Origin of the sequence: Nitrosomonas sp. Nm166, assembly GCF_900112825.1 — a bacterium.
Classification (GTDB): Bacteria; Pseudomonadota; Gammaproteobacteria; order Burkholderiales; family Nitrosomonadaceae; genus Nitrosomonas.
The window spans coordinates 1-14997 of record NZ_FONE01000042.1 but is presented as its reverse complement, the minus strand read 5'-3'; the positions used below and the strand labels follow the sequence as shown (position 1 = coordinate 14997).

Here is a 14997-nt window from a genome sequence, read left to right as displayed (position 1 = left end):
ATACTTCAGGCACAGACTGATCACAATCTATCCGGTACATAATGCTATAATCACTCGGTTTAATACTTCCGATAGAAATGCCAGTACCTCATCTTTGCACTGCCCAGCGCGGCCCTATCCTTGATCTTGAAAATCGGATTATCAACGCTATGCCAACCATTGAGCATTGGTTGCGAAGCAAGTGGCGTGAACACACGGTACCTTTTTATTGTTCAGTTGACCTGCGTAATAGTGGCTTCAAATTGGCACCTGTTGATACGAATTTATTTCCTGGTGGCTTTAATAATCTTAATCCCGAGTTCATGCCGCTATGCGTACAAGCAATGATGAGCGCCATAGAAAAGATATGTCCGGATACGCATAGCCTGCTATTGATTCCAGAAAATCACACTCGCAATACTTTTTATTTGCAAAATATCGCAACATTGCGAAACATCATGCAGCATGCGGGGCTCAATGTACGGATTGGAACCCTATTGCCCGAAATTACAACAACCACTGAGATTGACCTTCCTGATGGGCAAACCATTACACTTGAGCCTGTCGCGCGTAAAAATCATAAATTAGGGGTTAAAAATTTTGATCCTTGCGCAATCCTTCTTAACAATGATTTATCAACAGGGATCCCGGAAATACTGCAAGGTTTGAATCAAATCGTCATTCCGCCTTTGCACGCCGGATGGGCAATACGACGCAAATCCAAACACTTTGCAGCCTATGACCGAGTCGCACAAGAATTTGCTGATTTGATTGGAATTGATCCCTGGTTGATTAATCCGCATTTTACTTCATGCGGCGAAATCAATTTCCGTGAAAAACAAGGAGAAGATTGTGTGGCCAAAGCTGTCAATCGAATTCTTTCCGCTATAAAGGAAAAATATCGACAATATGACGTCAAGGAGGATCCCTTTGTCATCGTAAAAGCTGACTCGGGCACCTACGGCATGGGCATTATGACAGTTAAGGATGGCGCTGATATTTACAAGCTCAACCGCAAACAGCGTAACAAAATGGCTGTGGTTAAAGAAGGATTACAGGTTTCCAATGTCTTGGTGCAGGAAGGCGTTTACACGTTTGAAAATATCAATCAGGCTGTTGCAGAACCAGTCATTTACATGATTGACCGCTATGTCGTCGGTGGGTTTTATCGCGTGCATACCGGACGCGGTACCGATGAAAACCTGAATGCGCCCGGCATGCATTTTGTTCCATTGGCATTTGAAACGACTTGTTTGGTACCTGAGACTGCAGCACAGCCCGATTCCATTCCCAACCGTTTCTATGCTTATGGTGTAGTTGCGCGTCTTGCCTTGTTGGCTGCTGCATTGGAATTAGAACAATCCAAACCTGAAATGACAGCTGCGCTTCTTGTCTGAATTCACAATGAAACTTGCTTTTATCATTGATCAACTTGATTCCATCAAAACCAATAAGGACTCAAGTTTTGCATTGATATGCGAGGCCATTGCCAGGAATCATCAGGTTTACGTGCTTTATCAGCATGACATTGCGTTAATCAACCAGATTGTCACAGGCTCCTCCCGCCCTCTGACCTTAACGGATACGCCGCAGGATGGTCATTGGTATAAAACCAGCGACATTTCAGCGATACCATTGCATCAATTCGATGCCGTGCTGATGCGCAAAGATCCGCCCTTTGATCTGGAGTACATCTACAGCACGTATTTACTGGAATTGGCTGAAATTCAGGGGGCATTCGTAATTAACAGCCCACGTGGCATCCGTGATCACAACGAAAAATTAGCAATCGCAAAATTTCCCCAGTTTGTCGTCCCCACCTTAGTAACCAGCCAAGCGCATTTAATTCGAGAATTCCTCAATAATTATAAGGATATCATTTTGAAACCACTGGATGGCATGGGTGGTGCCAGTGTGTTTCGCGTGCACAGCGCCGATCACAATATCAATGTCATTCTCGAAACACTGACCCATTACGGAACACGAACGATTATGGCACAACGCTATATTCCTGAAATTAAACAGGGAGACAAACGCATCTTGCTTATTGCCGGCAAAGCCGTACCCTATGCTCTGGCGCGTATTCCAAAGCCGGGAGAAACACGCGGTAATCTGGCTGCTGGCGGCACAGGGAAAACACAACCACTATCAGTGCGCGACAAGGAAATCGCAGCGTCTCTTGGTCCTGAATTAGTCAAAGATGGCTTAATGCTGGTGGGATTGGATGTCATTGGTGATTATCTGACAGAGATTAACGTGACCAGCCCAACGGGTATGCAGGAAATAACCCAGCAGACAGGATTTAATGTAGCCGGAATGATGCTGGATGCCATTGAAGCTGGTATCAGAAATTACTCACAACGTTAGTTAAAAATTCACTCTTGTAAATAAATAAAATTATCGGCGAAGGCCATATTCCAGGATAAAAAACTGTGGCTTGAATCCAGCGAGTGGTTCATATAATTTTTGCAACTCTTCTTTCGGCCCATGTATTTCTAGACGTACAATTTCAGCTATCTCGAGCGCTCTTTCAAGCAGATCATTCACATTATTCAGATGCGTTAGCAATCCTTCTGCATCTTCATACCCTTCTCGGCAATACGCTTCGTCGCCATCAAAGCAGAATCCGTAATAAAGACATTTCTCCTCTGTGCTTGCCCTGGCAACAAATTGCTCACAAAGATTCTTGAAGCGGGTGATTTGACCATTTGCTATCTTAAAATAAGGTGCAATTGAACAGCATTTATCGTGCATTGGTTGAATTTGCCAGTCAGTAAAACAAAGTATTCATCAATATCTTTTTTAGTTATTGAATGCCCTGAAAGAATTATTTTAGCTAAACTGGCAAATCCGTTTAAAGGCTTTTTGCCAGAATCAATGCTCCAATAAACTCAGACTGACTATACTAATGTAATGTCGCTGCTTCTTTTTGCTCGCATGTCATTAGATTGGCACAATATGTTTCATGGACTCCATCCAGGAAACCCCATAGTGCATCACAGGCCTCTTGGGTAGCTGCCAGTACTTCGGCTTGCTTCTCCGCAGTATCGGCAAAACGCTCGATCAATGCCCATTCGGCTTGTGAGTGATAGATATCTGCCTTCTGGTGTACCGAGAAGAATTCATAATCTTCAGGATTTTGCATGCCATAAAATTTAGCTAAACCATCAATTTTCACTGTTGCAATATCAGGCACTTGCGATTCAAATGCATGCAATGCTGCAAGCCCTGCATAAAATGGACGGTTTAAACAAATATTCCGGAACGTGGAAACAAGCTTTTCTGTGGTAGGCAATGCGGCTGCATTTGCCAGACTCTTATCATTTGCACCCAATGCAAAAGCAAATTTTTTCCATAAGGCTGGATGATTCTTTTCACCATGCTCTTCATCGATCAGATTTCTCAACACTTCCTGACGCACGCTGATATCACCGCTATTTGTTTCTGAATGAATATGCGGCGTATTGAAGTGCACGGCACTCAAATAAGTAGGTTCAGCCAGCACATTATAAAAATATTGCTCTGCATAATGCCGTAGCTGTTCTTTGGTCAGCTTACCTTCCGTCCAGGCAACATAGAAAGGATGTTTAAGTAAATGCTTTTCACTGATAATAGAATTAATTTTTTGCTTGAGTAATGTATTGGTTGTCATGATGGTTTCCTTTACTGAGATGGATAATACACTGCATATCATCGCTAAATAACACTGCCAAGTCAAATCTGGCTTGCCTGAACGGCTACGCTCAGGTGGCTGGATAAATACCGGCTTGCAGCAATCATATTGCGTAATGCCGGTTTAACTTCTTCCCAATGACGCGTTTTCAGCCCGCAATCCGGATTCACCCACAAACGCTCGGCCGGTATGCGCTGCGCTGCTTTCTCCATCAACGCAATGATCGAATCGACAGAGGGTATGTTGGGCGAATGAATATCATACACGCCAGGACCGATTTCATTCGGATAATGAAATTGATCAAATGCATCCAGCAATTCCATATCAGAGCGGGAAGTTTCGATGGTAATCACATCAGCATCCATACGCGCGATGGCTTCCATAATGTCATTGAACTCCGAATAACACATGTGCGTATGAATCTGTGTTTCATCTTTTACCCCATTGGCGGTGATACGAAACGAACGGATAGCCCAGTCAAGATAAGTATTCCATTGCGATTTTCTTAACGGCAAGCCTTCTCTCAATGCGGCCTCATCAATCTGGATAATCTGGATACCCGCTTTCTCCAAAGCAAGCACCTCATCGCGTATCGCAAGCGCCAATTGCATGCATGTATCTGCACGCGGCTGGTCATCACGCACGAAAGACCAGTTCAACATGGTCACAGGGCCTGTTAACATGCCTTTCATGGGCTTGTTGGTGAGTGATTGAGCATATTGAATCCATTCCGTGGTGATGGCTTGCGGATGCGAAACATCGCCATAAATAATCGGCGGCTTGACGCAGCGTGATCCATACGATTGGACCCAGCCAAATTGAGTAAAGGCAAACCCTGCCAATTGCTCACCGAAATACTCCACCATATCGTTGCGTTCAGGTTCACCATGCACTAGCACATCCAACCCCAGCGCTTCTTGTTCTCGCACACAGATTTCAATTTCCTTTTGCATTGCCTGGCGATATTCGGACTCTGATAATTTGCCTTCGCGGAAATCGCGGCGTGTTTGCCTGATTTGCTGGGTTTGTGGGAAAGATCCAATGGTCGTAGTGGGAAAAAGCGGCAATTGAAACTTTTTCCGCTGCACGATTGCGCGTTGCTGATAGGGTGACTGACGTGTACCCATTGCTTCCTTAATTTCGAGCACGCGCGCTTTTACTGCTGCCTGATGCACGCGCTTAGACTGCTTACGACTGGTTATCGCCGCGCTATTTTCCTGCAATATTTCGGCAACACTGTTTCTCTCCTGATTCAAGGCCTTAGCCAGTACTTCGATTTCCTGCAATTTCTGTATGGCAAACGCCAACCACGACTGAACATCCTGATCCAGTTTTTGCTCACTGTCCAGATCAACCGGCACATGCAACAATGAGCAGGAAGGTGCTAGCCAAAGGCGATCCTGCAGACGCGCATAAATCGGTTCCAACCAGTCCAGTGTTTCAGTCAAGTCAGTTTTCCAGATATTGCGCCCATTAATCACACCCAGCGATAAAATTTTATGGCTCGGTAACCAATCGATGATTTTGGCAATTTCATCTTTGGCTATCACGGCATCCAAATGTAATCCGTTGACCGGCAACTCACAAGCTAATTGCAAATTGTCTTGCAGTTGCCCAAAGTAGGTCGTCAATAACAAATTGATTGAAGTAGCCTGTAATTGATAATAAGCTTTTCTCAAGGCGTGCTTCCATGCTTCGGTCAGATCCATGGCTAATATTGGTTCGTCGATTTGCACCCATTGAATGTCTACCTTCTCAAGTTCGTTCAGCAATTGTGCGTAAGCGCTCAACAAATCATCCAGTAAATTTAGTTTATCGCTGCCATCCTTAGATTTTCCCAGCCACAAGTAAGTGACCGGCCCGAGAATAACTGGTTTGACTTGATGATTTATTTGCCTGGCTTGCTGAATTTGCTGCAATAAATGATCCGGATTCAGCGAGAATCGCGTATTTCTCTCAAACTCAGGTACGATGTAATGATAGTTGGTATCGAACCATTTCGTCATTTCACCAGCATTGACACAGGAGCAGGCAGAGTGATCATTGACAGAACGCCCTCTCGCCACACGGAAGTAATTGTCTATCTCATTACCTGGCAATGAACTGACACGCACCGGAATGTTGCCCAGCATAAAACTGGTATCCAATACGTGATCGTATAGCGAAAAGTCGCCCACCGGGATCCAGTCAAGCATGGATTGATCTTTCCAATGCTGTGCCCGAAGATCTGATGAAATTTTTAGTAATTCTTGTGCAGAAATTGTTCCTTTCCAGTATTTTTCTAAGGCAAATTTTAATTCCCGTTGCCTGCCGATACGAGGAAATCCAAGATTATGCGTTGTTACCATGATTCGATCACCACTCAAAGATTAAAAAATAATCCAGTTATTGTATGGATAATGAGTAATGAATAATAATGATAAGTTTTAATGTTCCAATAAGGTTTTCTCATAAATGATCGAACATAGCCACCTTAAAATCATCCAGGCGCTGCATGCCAACGGCACCTTGACTGAAGCTGCCAACGCTTTATGTTTAAGCCAACCTGCCTTATCCCATCAGATCAGTTATCTGGAAAAGAAACTGGGGGTAGCGCTCTGGGAACGCGAAGGCCGCAGTCTGCGCCTGACCCAGGCTGGCACGTTACTGCTGGAGGTAGCCAATCAGGTATTACCGGTTTTATCGCAGGCAGAAAAAACACTCGAAGCATACAGTGAAGGACGGCAAGGAATTCTGCGCATCGGTGTTGAGTGCTATCCCTGTTTTGAGTGGCTTAACGGCATCGTTGGGCAATTCATGCAACAGATGTCCGATATCGATATTGATATCGTTCAGAAATTTCAGTTCTCGGGATTGGAAGGGCTACTAAACCATCATATTGATGTCTTGATCACACCCGATCTGGTCAAAAAAGATAAAATTGATTATGAAATTCTGGCGGAATATCAACTGGTATTGCTAGTATCCGCCGATCACCCACTGGCAGGCGCTCATTATTTAACACCAGAGCTTTTAAGCAGAGAAGCCTTGTTAACTTTTCCGGTAGCTTTGGAAAGACTGGATATTCTGACGCACTTCTTGACACCCGCACACCTTGCGCCGAAGAAACTGAAACAAATTGAATCACTGGAAATTATGCTGCAAATGACGGCATTAAAACGCGGTGTTTGCGTATTACCGGAATGGCTGGCAGATATAAAAAACAAGGAACTTAATCTCAGGAAGGTTCGCATTGGCAAGAAAGGGTTACATCAGAAATTATTTTTAGCGATGCGGGAACCTGACAAAATCATTCCCTATATCAAGAAATTTATCGCAGTCGGACAAAAAACGGTTAAAAATTCATCCGTATAAACTCTACTGCGATATTCTCATCAGTTTAAGCAATATCCGGTTACACTATGGCATTTCTTAAATTCACATAGCTTTTATGGACGAACAATCAAGCCTGCTGGCTTTATTTACCAGCAGTTTCTTGGCAGCCACGTTGCTTCCGGGTGGATCTGAAGCCGTACTCGTGGGCGTTTTACTAACCTACCCTGAGCTCCATTGGCAAGCGCTGATTCTGGCAACGGTAGGCAATACGCTGGGCGGCATGAGCTCGTATCTGATTGGCCGGTTTTTGCCGAATGAAAAAACATTCCTAAAAAAAGCGGGTGGAAGCTCACGCGGCCTCGAATGGGTGCGTCAGCATGGCACGCCTATTCTTCTGCTTTCCTGGGTACCTTTAATTGGTGATGCCTTGTGTGTTGCTGCTGGATGGCTGCGCGCAAATTGGTTATGGGCTATGTTATTTATTGCTGTTGGCAAGTTTGCGCGCTATTGGGTAATTGCTGTGTCAATCAGTTAGGATGATAAAATTTCTTGTCATTCAGTCTGCTCAATTCATGTGCAGACTGAATGAATTATCTAATTTCAGATATCAGTTTTCAAATAATTTCTGCAATTCTCCACTCTGATACATTTCGGTTACGATATCCGAGCCACCGATAAATTCACCGTTAACATATAACTGGGGAATAGTTGGCCAGTTTGAATAATCTTTAATACCCTGCCTGATTTCCGGATCTGCCAATACGTCAACAGTATACATATTATCAACACCACAAGCTTTAAGAATATTCACAGCATTCGCTGAAAAACCACATTGCGGTTGCTCGGGCGTACCTTTCATGTAGAGCACTACCGGATGTGTGGTAACTTGTTGTTCGATCAAATCTTCAACATTCATAGTGTTAATTTCTCCAAAAGACCATTCCTAAAAAATTTAATACAGAGAACAAGCCAAGCCATGCATCAGATTGATACTGAAGCATTCATTTGCCCGCCGCTTACCCGCATTATGCCAGCCAAATCTGGATAGCAACAAATATTACTAAAATCCCTATGTGCCAACAATCGCCTGCATGCTGCAGCCTGATCATAGCCATGCTCCAGTAACAGCCATCCACTTTTGACAAGATGTCTGGGCGCTGCATTGATAATATGACCAATACACGCCAAGCCATTGTCACCCGCTGACAAAGCAATCTGTGGTTCAAAACGTAAGTCACCCTGTTTAAGGTGAGGATCACTTTCTGCCACATAAGGCGGATTTGATACAATCAGATCGAATCTCTCCCCAGAAAGTTCATCAAACCAGTTTCCTGCGATGAGATGGAGATTATTCACCCGCAGATTTTTAGTATTCCATCTGCAGACAGCGAGAGCATCTGCTGATAAATCAACAGCAGTTACTTGTGATTGAGGCCGATGCTTGGCAATGGTAATGGCAATTGCACCACTTCCTGTTCCTAAATCCAATATCTTGCGAGGCTGATCAACAGGGATCAGTTTTAATGCCCATTCAACCAGTAACTCAGTTTCAGGGCGGGGAATTAAAACTGCTTCAGTGACTTTAAAATTTAAATCATAAAATGCTCGCTCACCCGTCAAATAGGCGATCGGTGTACCACCGATGCGCTGCTTGGCCAAGCAGAAAAATTCTGTCGTCTGCTGAGGGATCAGCACGTGATCGGGATAAGTCAGCAAAAAGGCATGATTAACATTCAGCACGTGCTGTAACAGCATGCACGCGTCTACTCGATCAATCTCGCGGCATACCGCGGTGAGTGCCTGTGTAATGGTTTCTGACTGCATATCAGCGTATTAAAGAATAACCAACTTCAACGTTAATTATTCTTGTACCGAAGCTGCCAATAGTTCTGCCTGATGCTCAGCCATGAGTGCCGAACAAAGCTCATCGATATCACCGTCCATAATCTGATCCATTTTGTATAGTGTCAGATTAATGCGATGATCAGTTACGCGCCCTTGAGGAAAATTATACGTACGAATCCGTTCAGACCGCTCACCACTTCCTACCAGGGATTTTCGAGTGGCCGCCTGTTCTGCATGATACTCGCGCATTTGCTTGTCATGAATGCGAGCCGCTAAGACACTCAAAGCCTGCGCTTTATTTTTGTGTTGCGAACGCCCATCCTGACATTCCACCACGATACCGGTAGGCAAGTGAGTAATACGCACTGCCGAGTCGGTCTTATTGATATGCTGGCCACCTGCGCCTGAAGCGCGGAAAGTATCGATACGTAACTCAGCAGGATTAAGGATGACTTCACTGACCTCATCCGCCTCAGGCATGACAGCTACCGTACAGGTAGAAGTATGCACCCGCCCTTGCGTCTCAGTCACAGGAACACGCTGAACCCGATGACCGCCCGACTCGAATTTAAGTCGGGAATACGCGCCCTGGCCAATAATTTTAGCAATGATCTCCTTATAGCCACCGATATCGGACGGGCTTTGTGAAATGATCTCAACCTGCCAGCCCCGTCTTTCCGCATAGCGCGAATACATACGAAACAGATTACCGGCAAATAAAGCCGATTCGTCTCCCCCGGTTCCGGCACGTATTTCAAGGAAAATATTACGCTCATCATTAGGATCTTTAGGCAGCAATTGTTTCTGGATTTCTGATTCAATTTTTAACAGCTTTTCCTTGCCAGCCTGTATTTCAGCTTCGGCAAAAGCACGCATTTCCAGATCGGCATGCATTTCCCATGCAGTTTGGATATCTCGTTCGCATTGCTGGTAAGCGCGGTAGAGCTCAACAATGGGAATAATTTCGGCATGTTCGCGCGTAAGCTTGCGATAATTATCGAGATCAGCTATTGCAGATTCGCTGCTGAGCAATTGATTTAATTCTTCCAAACGCACACTCAAGCGAGTGAGCCTATCGGTGATATTTTTGTTCATTGTGGGCGATGCAATTGGTATAGCCGATTGATCAACTCGACTAATTCCTCACGTTCATCAGCCGCTGCATGATTCAATGCACTGGAAGGCACATGCAAGAATTTATTGGTTAGGCCATTACTGAGTGCTTCAATAACTTTTTTCGGATCTTCACCTTTTTCTAATAACTTATTTGCGCGCGCCAGTTCATGCCGGCGATAGCGTTCCCCTTGATCACGCAAAGCACGAATAGTTGGAACCATTTCCCGCGTCGCCATCCAGCGCATAAAATCCACCACATTGAAATCAATGATCGTTTCAGCCTGGGCCACTGCATTCTGACGCGAATCCAATCCTTCTTTTACAATCTCGGATAAATCATCAACATAGTAGAGAAATACGTCATCCAACTCCGCCACCTCAAATTCAACATCGCGCGGCACGGCTAAATCTACTATAAATAAGGGTCGATGCTTACGAATCTTGATCGCACGCTCTACCATCCCTTTGCCCAGAATGGGTAACGGACTTGCCGTACAGGTCACGATGATATCGTGCAATGCCAATTGCTCCGGCAAATCACTTAACGTAATAGCCTGCGCCCTGAAACGATTAGCCAATGTTTCCGCGCGCTCCGTAGTTCGGTTAGCAACGGTAATTTTCTTTGGATTACGCGCAACAAAGTGACTAGCGCACAATTCAATCATTTCTCCTGCACCGATAAACAGCACACGCTGATCACTGATAGCACCAAAAATCCGCTCAGCCAAACGCGCAGCCGCGGCAGCCATCGATACTGAATTGGCGCCAATCTCAGTGGATGTCCGAACTTCCTTGGCCACATAGAATGTTCGTTGGAACAGTTTATGCAGCAATAAACCCAGCGTGCCTGCATGTTCTGCCGATTTCACGGCATTTTTCAGCTGACCCAGTATTTGCGGCTCACCCAGTACCATGGAATCCAGGCCACTGGCTACTCGGAATGCATGCTTCACAGCTTGTTCGCGCGGCAATTTGTATAAATAAGGATCGAGTTCGCGTGTTGGCAAATGATGAAAGTCTGCCAACCAGGTCGTGGCATGTTCTGGCTTATCGGTACAACAATATACTTCCGTACGGTTACAAGTCGACACAATCGCGGCTTCTTTGATGGGATTGCGCCCCACTAGATCGTGCAATGCATGTTCCATCACATTTTCAGGAAAAGTAACCTGCTCACGCACGTCCAGCGGCGCCGTATTGTGATTGATACCAAAAGCGAATAACTGCATGAAAGATAACGTTAATCGATGTAAATCATCGGTATAATGAATAGTCCGCTATTATAGTATTAGCAATATTTAAATACCATCCGTGTAACAATTTATTTTAGGTTCACCTCTTCATTTGCCTTTCAATGCCATGGCACAATCGGAATGATTGAAATGCTGTTTTTAGGAGAACCTTCAATAATTCTGTCGCTATAAGTCAAATAAACCAATACATTTCTCTTTGCGTCATAAAACCGAACCACCTGCAGTGACTTGAACAGCAAGGATGTACTTTTTTTGAAAACTTCCTTACCATCCTCGTGGCCATTTCTTACTTTCTCTGGCAAGGAAATTGGCCCAATCTGGCGACAGGCAATAGAAGCATCCGAAGTATCTTCAGCAACCCCCACCATTCCACCAACGCCGCCAGTTTTTGCTCGGCTCAGATAGCAAGTTGCGCCAGCAATTTCAGGATCATCAAACGCTTCAACAACAATTTTATCATTCGCGCCCAATATCTTAAATTTGGTTGAAACACTGCCAATTTCATCTGCCAGAACTATGCCTGGCGAAAATAAAATTAAAACCAACATGAATAAACAATATATAGATTCCTTCTGTTTCTTAATTTCTGCCTGAAGCTTCATTAACTTTCTCCCAGTTATCCAAATAACTTATTCTCATCCGTTTGACGATTATCCTATAAACTACAGTTAGTGAACAAGCATAAGCATGATAATTTTTTATTCCAATTAGATGATTGTTAAAAGAAAAATAGTGCAACGTATGCTATGCATTAATCTCAACCTGAGTTCCGACTCTGATTAAACCAAACAGTTCCAATAAATCATGATTTCGCATCCGAATACATCCGATCGAGCCGGGTTTCCCCATTTCTACACTATCTGGACTACCGTGAATATAAATATATCGTCGCATGGTATCGACTGAGCCTAAACGATTAAAACCCCGTTCACAGCCAGACAACCATAAAATGCGTGTCAAAATCCAATCGCGTTTTGGGTATTGCTGACCCAATTCTGGACTATAAATTTCACCAGTGGGTCGCCGTTTGACAAAAACAGTATTGACTAGCTGCCCGACACCGATCTTGGCGCGAACGATATGTTTTCCCAATGGCGTACAGAAACTACCATTTTCTTGTCCTGTGCCGTTCTTTGCGGATGAAATCAAGTATTGCTTAATAACTTGCCCTTGCTCATCGAGCAATTTAAGCTGCTGAGTTGCAACAGTAATAGTTATTTTCATAGTATCTGTTCCGCTACCTTCGCTTTTGTGAAAAAAACTGTTTTAACAATAAACCGGCTTCTAATGCCATCACGCCGGCTGTCACCTCCATATGATGATTTAGCCGTATCTCCGAGGGCAAATTAATGACACTGCCACAAGCACCTGTCTTCGGGTCTGCCGCTGCATACACCAAACGTTTGATGCGCGCATGAAAAAGTGCACCAATGCACATGGCACAAGGCTCCAACGTGACATACAACGTGCAATCCAGCAAACGATAATTAACCAGCTTACTGCCGGCGTCACGCATGGCCATCACCTCAGCATGGGCAGTAGGATCGGTGGCAGTAATTGAACAGTTATGTCCACGCCCAACAATAATTCCCTCTTGCACGACAACTGCGCCGACTGGCACTTCATCGTGATCCTGTGCCTGACGCGCCAGCTCCAAGGCAACCCTCATAAAATTTATATCGTCATCAGTGCTCAATATTGTCTCGGTTTCGTTCAAACTAATATTTTAAAATAAGCTAATCAATTATTGAGGCAGCCTTTCCTGATCGGATTTTTATGCTACATTGCTGCACATCATCAATAATGCTCTTCATAGAAAACTATTTTCCAGTCGGTCTTTACGCTCTTAATCTTTAAACCTAACACAATGATCATTCAGGCTCAATCTCAACTTCATACTATCCGAGATCTTTTGCGCTTTGCTGTCAGCCAATTCAATAAAGCTAGCTTGCATTTCGGTCATGGTTCGTCTAATGCATATGATGAAGCGGCTTATCTTATTCTGAAAACTCTCCACTTACCATTGGATCAATTGGAGCCATTCCTGGATGCGCGCTTGACTGATATTGAACGCAAGCAAATATTGGACATCCTCGAACGCCGCGTCAAAGACCGAATACCTGCAGCCTATCTTACACATGAAGCCTGGTTAGGAGATTATAGTTTCTATATCGATGAACGTGTCATTGTGCCGCGCTCATTCATTGCAGAACTGCTGCAAACACAGCTTTCTCCTTGGATAAACAAGCCCGAGGACATCTCTTCTGCCTTGGACCTATGCACTGGCTCAGGCTGCCTAGCGATCCTGATGGCATACAGTTTTGAAAATGCGTATATTGATGCGGTTGATATTTCCGCTCAGGCACTCGCAGTAGCGCATAAAAATGTACAGGATTATGGATTGACAGACAGAATTCGTATAATAGAATCCGATTTATTCTCGGCTCTGCCAGAAAAACAATATGATCTGATCATCAGTAATCCGCCCTATGTCAATGCCGAATCCATGGCGCGATTACCCCAGGAGTACCGGCATGAACCCCAAAATGCGCTGGCAAGTGGCATGGATGGCCTGGAGGCTACTCGCCTGATTCTGCAACAAGCTGCCCAGCATTTAACCGATGAGGGCATCCTGGTGGTTGAAATTGGTCATAACCGAGATATACTGGAGCAAGCTTACCCCGAATTACCGTTTACTTGGCTGGAAACCAGTGCTGGGGATGAGTTTGTTTTTCTGCTGAGGCATGATCAGCTACTCGCATAAACATTCTCTAAGGAGATCAGCCAATCAGGCTCAACAGTCGCTGGATTTCTTTTTCATCCAGTTCCAGCCACTGTCCCCGCTTAAGCCGTGGTGGCAGATTAATCGGACCAAAGCGCACACGCATCAAGCGGCTTACTGTCAATCCGATCGATTCAAACATGCGCCGCACTTCACGGTTTTTGCCTTCTTTCAGGATGACACGATACCAGTGATTAATCCCTTCACCGCCCTGCTCGGCTAAGTATGAAAAAGCTGCACGGCCATCGGTCAGTTCAACACCAGTGGTCAGTTGCATCATCTGTTCAGGCGTTAATTTTCCCAATATCCGCACCGCATATTCACGCTCCATTTCAAAGCGTGGATGCATCAACCGGTTAGCCAATTCACCATCGGTGGTAAAAATGAGCAGACCGCTGGTATTAAAATCCAAGCGCCCAATCGCAATCCACTTGGAAGACCGCAAATGAGGCAGCTTATCGAATACCGACGGACGGCCCTCCGGATCATTCCGGCTGACTATCTCACCTTCAGACTTATGATAAAGCAAAACTTTGGGCAAACTGTCTGCCACATTTAGGCGAATCACGCGCTTGCCAATACGCACAACATTTTCTGCACTAACCCGATCCCCTACCACAGCCGTTTTGCCGTTCACAGTGACCTCGCCGGCAGCAATCAAAGCTTCCATTTCCCGCCTCGAACCCAATCCCTTTTGTGCTAACAGTTTCTGTAACTTAAAGGTAGGAACTGTTGCTGATGGGCCGGAAGACCCATTAGTCTCTGGCTTGCCTCGAGAAACAGGTATTTTCTTCTTTGCCGGTCTGATCGGCTTTTTTACTTTCATACTGTTTAAACTCAGGAATATGATAACTAGAAAATAACGACGCGCTAACCCCAATATTGCACGAAGGTAAGTGGCAATTCCCAAATAATTCTTTATAATTCAGTTACCTACGTCGAATAAAGAAAAGGAATTGCCAGTGACAAAGTGTACCCATAAATCATTTAATTTTCCAGGTGTAAAAAAGCGTACTGTTGAAGTAAATTTCCAG

General features: G+C 44.6%; 16 protein-coding genes. 5 read left to right on the top strand and 11 right to left on the bottom strand.

Annotated elements, in window-relative coordinates:
• Nucleotides 1-77 precede the first annotated feature (77 nt).
• Nucleotides 78-1376 carry a glutamate--cysteine ligase gene (gshA, locus tag BM021_RS11770; RefSeq protein WP_090721229.1) on the top strand — a complete coding sequence of 433 codons (1299 nt, stop codon included), beginning with the start codon at nucleotides 78-80 and terminating at the stop codon, nucleotides 1374-1376.
• A 7-nt stretch (nucleotides 1377-1383) separates the two neighbouring features.
• Nucleotides 1384-2346, top strand: a complete 963-nt coding sequence (gshB, locus tag BM021_RS11765) for a glutathione synthase (RefSeq protein ID WP_090721228.1) — start codon at nucleotides 1384-1386, stop codon at nucleotides 2344-2346.
• A 30-nt stretch (nucleotides 2347-2376) separates the two neighbouring features.
• Here gshB and BM021_RS11760 read toward each other — a convergent pair whose 3' ends face one another.
• The 3 genes from BM021_RS11760 to metE form a co-directional block, all read right to left on the bottom strand.
• On the bottom strand, nucleotides 2377-2733 hold the full coding sequence (locus BM021_RS11760) for a putative quinol monooxygenase (RefSeq protein ID WP_090721227.1): 357 nt from the start codon (nucleotides 2731-2733) through the stop codon (nucleotides 2377-2379).
• A 151-nt stretch (nucleotides 2734-2884) separates the two neighbouring features.
• Nucleotides 2885-3631: a 4-aminobenzoate synthase gene (locus BM021_RS11755; protein ID WP_090721226.1), complete on the bottom strand. Its 747-nt coding sequence runs from the start codon at nucleotides 3629-3631 to the stop codon at nucleotides 2885-2887.
• A 62-nt stretch (nucleotides 3632-3693) separates the two neighbouring features.
• Nucleotides 3694-6000 carry a 5-methyltetrahydropteroyltriglutamate--homocysteine S-methyltransferase gene (gene metE / locus BM021_RS11750; RefSeq protein ID WP_090721225.1) on the bottom strand — a complete coding sequence of 769 codons (2307 nt, stop codon included), beginning with the start codon at nucleotides 5998-6000 and terminating at the stop codon, nucleotides 3694-3696.
• Nucleotides 6001-6106: 106 nt separating this feature from the next.
• Between metE and BM021_RS11745 the strand changes: the two genes are divergently transcribed.
• Nucleotides 6107-7006, top strand: coding sequence for a LysR substrate-binding domain-containing protein (locus BM021_RS11745; RefSeq protein WP_090721224.1), 900 nt, complete (start codon nucleotides 6107-6109; stop codon nucleotides 7004-7006).
• Nucleotides 7007-7082: 76 nt separating this feature from the next.
• Nucleotides 7083-7502, top strand: coding sequence for a YqaA family protein (locus BM021_RS11740; RefSeq protein WP_090721223.1), 420 nt, complete (start codon nucleotides 7083-7085; stop codon nucleotides 7500-7502).
• A 72-nt stretch (nucleotides 7503-7574) separates the two neighbouring features.
• Here BM021_RS11740 and grxD read toward each other — a convergent pair whose 3' ends face one another.
• The 7 genes from grxD to tadA all read right to left on the bottom strand — a co-directional run bounded on the left by grxD (nucleotide 7575) and on the right by tadA (nucleotide 12877).
• A complete protein-coding gene (gene grxD / locus BM021_RS11735; RefSeq protein WP_090721222.1) occupies nucleotides 7575-7883 on the bottom strand; it encodes a Grx4 family monothiol glutaredoxin in 309 nt (102 codons plus the stop codon).
• 65 nt (nucleotides 7884-7948) lie between these two features.
• Nucleotides 7949-8791 (bottom strand): peptide chain release factor N(5)-glutamine methyltransferase, encoded by an 843-nt coding sequence (prmC, locus tag BM021_RS11730; RefSeq protein WP_090721221.1) that lies wholly within the window; start codon nucleotides 8789-8791, stop codon nucleotides 7949-7951.
• A gap of 36 nt (nucleotides 8792-8827) precedes the next feature.
• Entirely contained in the window at nucleotides 8828-9907 is a 1080-nt protein-coding gene (prfA, locus tag BM021_RS11725; RefSeq protein ID WP_090721220.1) for a peptide chain release factor 1, read from the bottom strand.
• Nucleotides 9904-11157 carry a glutamyl-tRNA reductase gene (gene hemA, locus BM021_RS11720; protein WP_090721219.1) on the bottom strand — a complete coding sequence of 418 codons (1254 nt, stop codon included), beginning with the start codon at nucleotides 11155-11157 and terminating at the stop codon, nucleotides 9904-9906. Before hemA ends, prfA begins: the two co-directional genes overlap by 4 nt.
• Before the next feature lie 122 nt (nucleotides 11158-11279).
• Nucleotides 11280-11729 (bottom strand): CreA family protein, encoded by a 450-nt coding sequence (locus BM021_RS11715; RefSeq protein ID WP_090721243.1) that lies wholly within the window; start codon nucleotides 11727-11729, stop codon nucleotides 11280-11282.
• A gap of 196 nt (nucleotides 11730-11925) precedes the next feature.
• A complete protein-coding gene (locus BM021_RS11710; RefSeq protein WP_090721218.1) occupies nucleotides 11926-12405 on the bottom strand; it encodes a L,D-transpeptidase in 480 nt (159 codons plus the stop codon).
• 13 nt (nucleotides 12406-12418) lie between these two features.
• Nucleotides 12419-12877, bottom strand: a complete 459-nt coding sequence (gene tadA / locus BM021_RS11705; RefSeq protein ID WP_090721242.1) for a tRNA adenosine(34) deaminase TadA — start codon at nucleotides 12875-12877, stop codon at nucleotides 12419-12421.
• 171 nt (nucleotides 12878-13048) lie between these two features.
• On the opposite strand from tadA, the gene prmB reads away from it, so the two are divergent.
• Complete coding sequence (gene prmB / locus BM021_RS11700) at nucleotides 13049-13945, top strand: 50S ribosomal protein L3 N(5)-glutamine methyltransferase (protein WP_090721217.1); 897 nt, start codon at nucleotides 13049-13051, stop codon at nucleotides 13943-13945.
• A 16-nt stretch (nucleotides 13946-13961) separates the two neighbouring features.
• Here prmB and rluB read toward each other — a convergent pair whose 3' ends face one another.
• Nucleotides 13962-14789: a 23S rRNA pseudouridine(2605) synthase RluB gene (gene rluB / locus BM021_RS11695; RefSeq protein ID WP_090721216.1), complete on the bottom strand. Its 828-nt coding sequence runs from the start codon at nucleotides 14787-14789 to the stop codon at nucleotides 13962-13964.
• Between the last annotated feature and the right edge of the window lie 208 nt (nucleotides 14790-14997).

Excerpts from the sequence above, each read along its gene's own strand:
- gshA (WP_090721229.1), top strand. The coding sequence starts at position 78 with ATGCCAGTACCTCATCTTTGCACTGCCCAGCGCGGCCCTATCCTTGAT.
- gshB (WP_090721228.1), top strand. The coding sequence starts at position 1,384 with ATGAAACTTGCTTTTATCATTGATCAACTTGATTCCATCAAAACCAAT.
- BM021_RS11760 (WP_090721227.1), bottom strand. The coding sequence starts at position 2,733 with ATGCACGATAAATGCTGTTCAATTGCACCTTATTTTAAGATAGCAAAT.
- BM021_RS11755 (WP_090721226.1), bottom strand. The coding sequence starts at position 3,631 with ATGACAACCAATACATTACTCAAGCAAAAAATTAATTCTATTATCAGT.
- metE (WP_090721225.1), bottom strand. The coding sequence starts at position 6,000 with ATGGTAACAACGCATAATCTTGGATTTCCTCGTATCGGCAGGCAACGG.
- BM021_RS11745 (WP_090721224.1), top strand. The coding sequence starts at position 6,107 with ATGATCGAACATAGCCACCTTAAAATCATCCAGGCGCTGCATGCCAAC.
- BM021_RS11740 (WP_090721223.1), top strand. The coding sequence starts at position 7,083 with ATGGACGAACAATCAAGCCTGCTGGCTTTATTTACCAGCAGTTTCTTG.
- grxD (WP_090721222.1), bottom strand. The coding sequence starts at position 7,883 with ATGAATGTTGAAGATTTGATCGAACAACAAGTTACCACACATCCGGTA.
- prmC (WP_090721221.1), bottom strand. The coding sequence starts at position 8,791 with ATGCAGTCAGAAACCATTACACAGGCACTCACCGCGGTATGCCGCGAG.
- prfA (WP_090721220.1), bottom strand. The coding sequence starts at position 9,907 with ATGAACAAAAATATCACCGATAGGCTCACTCGCTTGAGTGTGCGTTTG.
- hemA (WP_090721219.1), bottom strand. The coding sequence starts at position 11,157 with ATGCAGTTATTCGCTTTTGGTATCAATCACAATACGGCGCCGCTGGAC.
- BM021_RS11715 (WP_090721243.1), bottom strand. The coding sequence starts at position 11,729 with ATGTTGGTTTTAATTTTATTTTCGCCAGGCATAGTTCTGGCAGATGAA.
- BM021_RS11710 (WP_090721218.1), bottom strand. The coding sequence starts at position 12,405 with ATGAAAATAACTATTACTGTTGCAACTCAGCAGCTTAAATTGCTCGAT.
- prmB (WP_090721217.1), top strand. The coding sequence starts at position 13,049 with ATGATCATTCAGGCTCAATCTCAACTTCATACTATCCGAGATCTTTTG.
- rluB (WP_090721216.1), bottom strand. The coding sequence starts at position 14,789 with ATGAAAGTAAAAAAGCCGATCAGACCGGCAAAGAAGAAAATACCTGTT.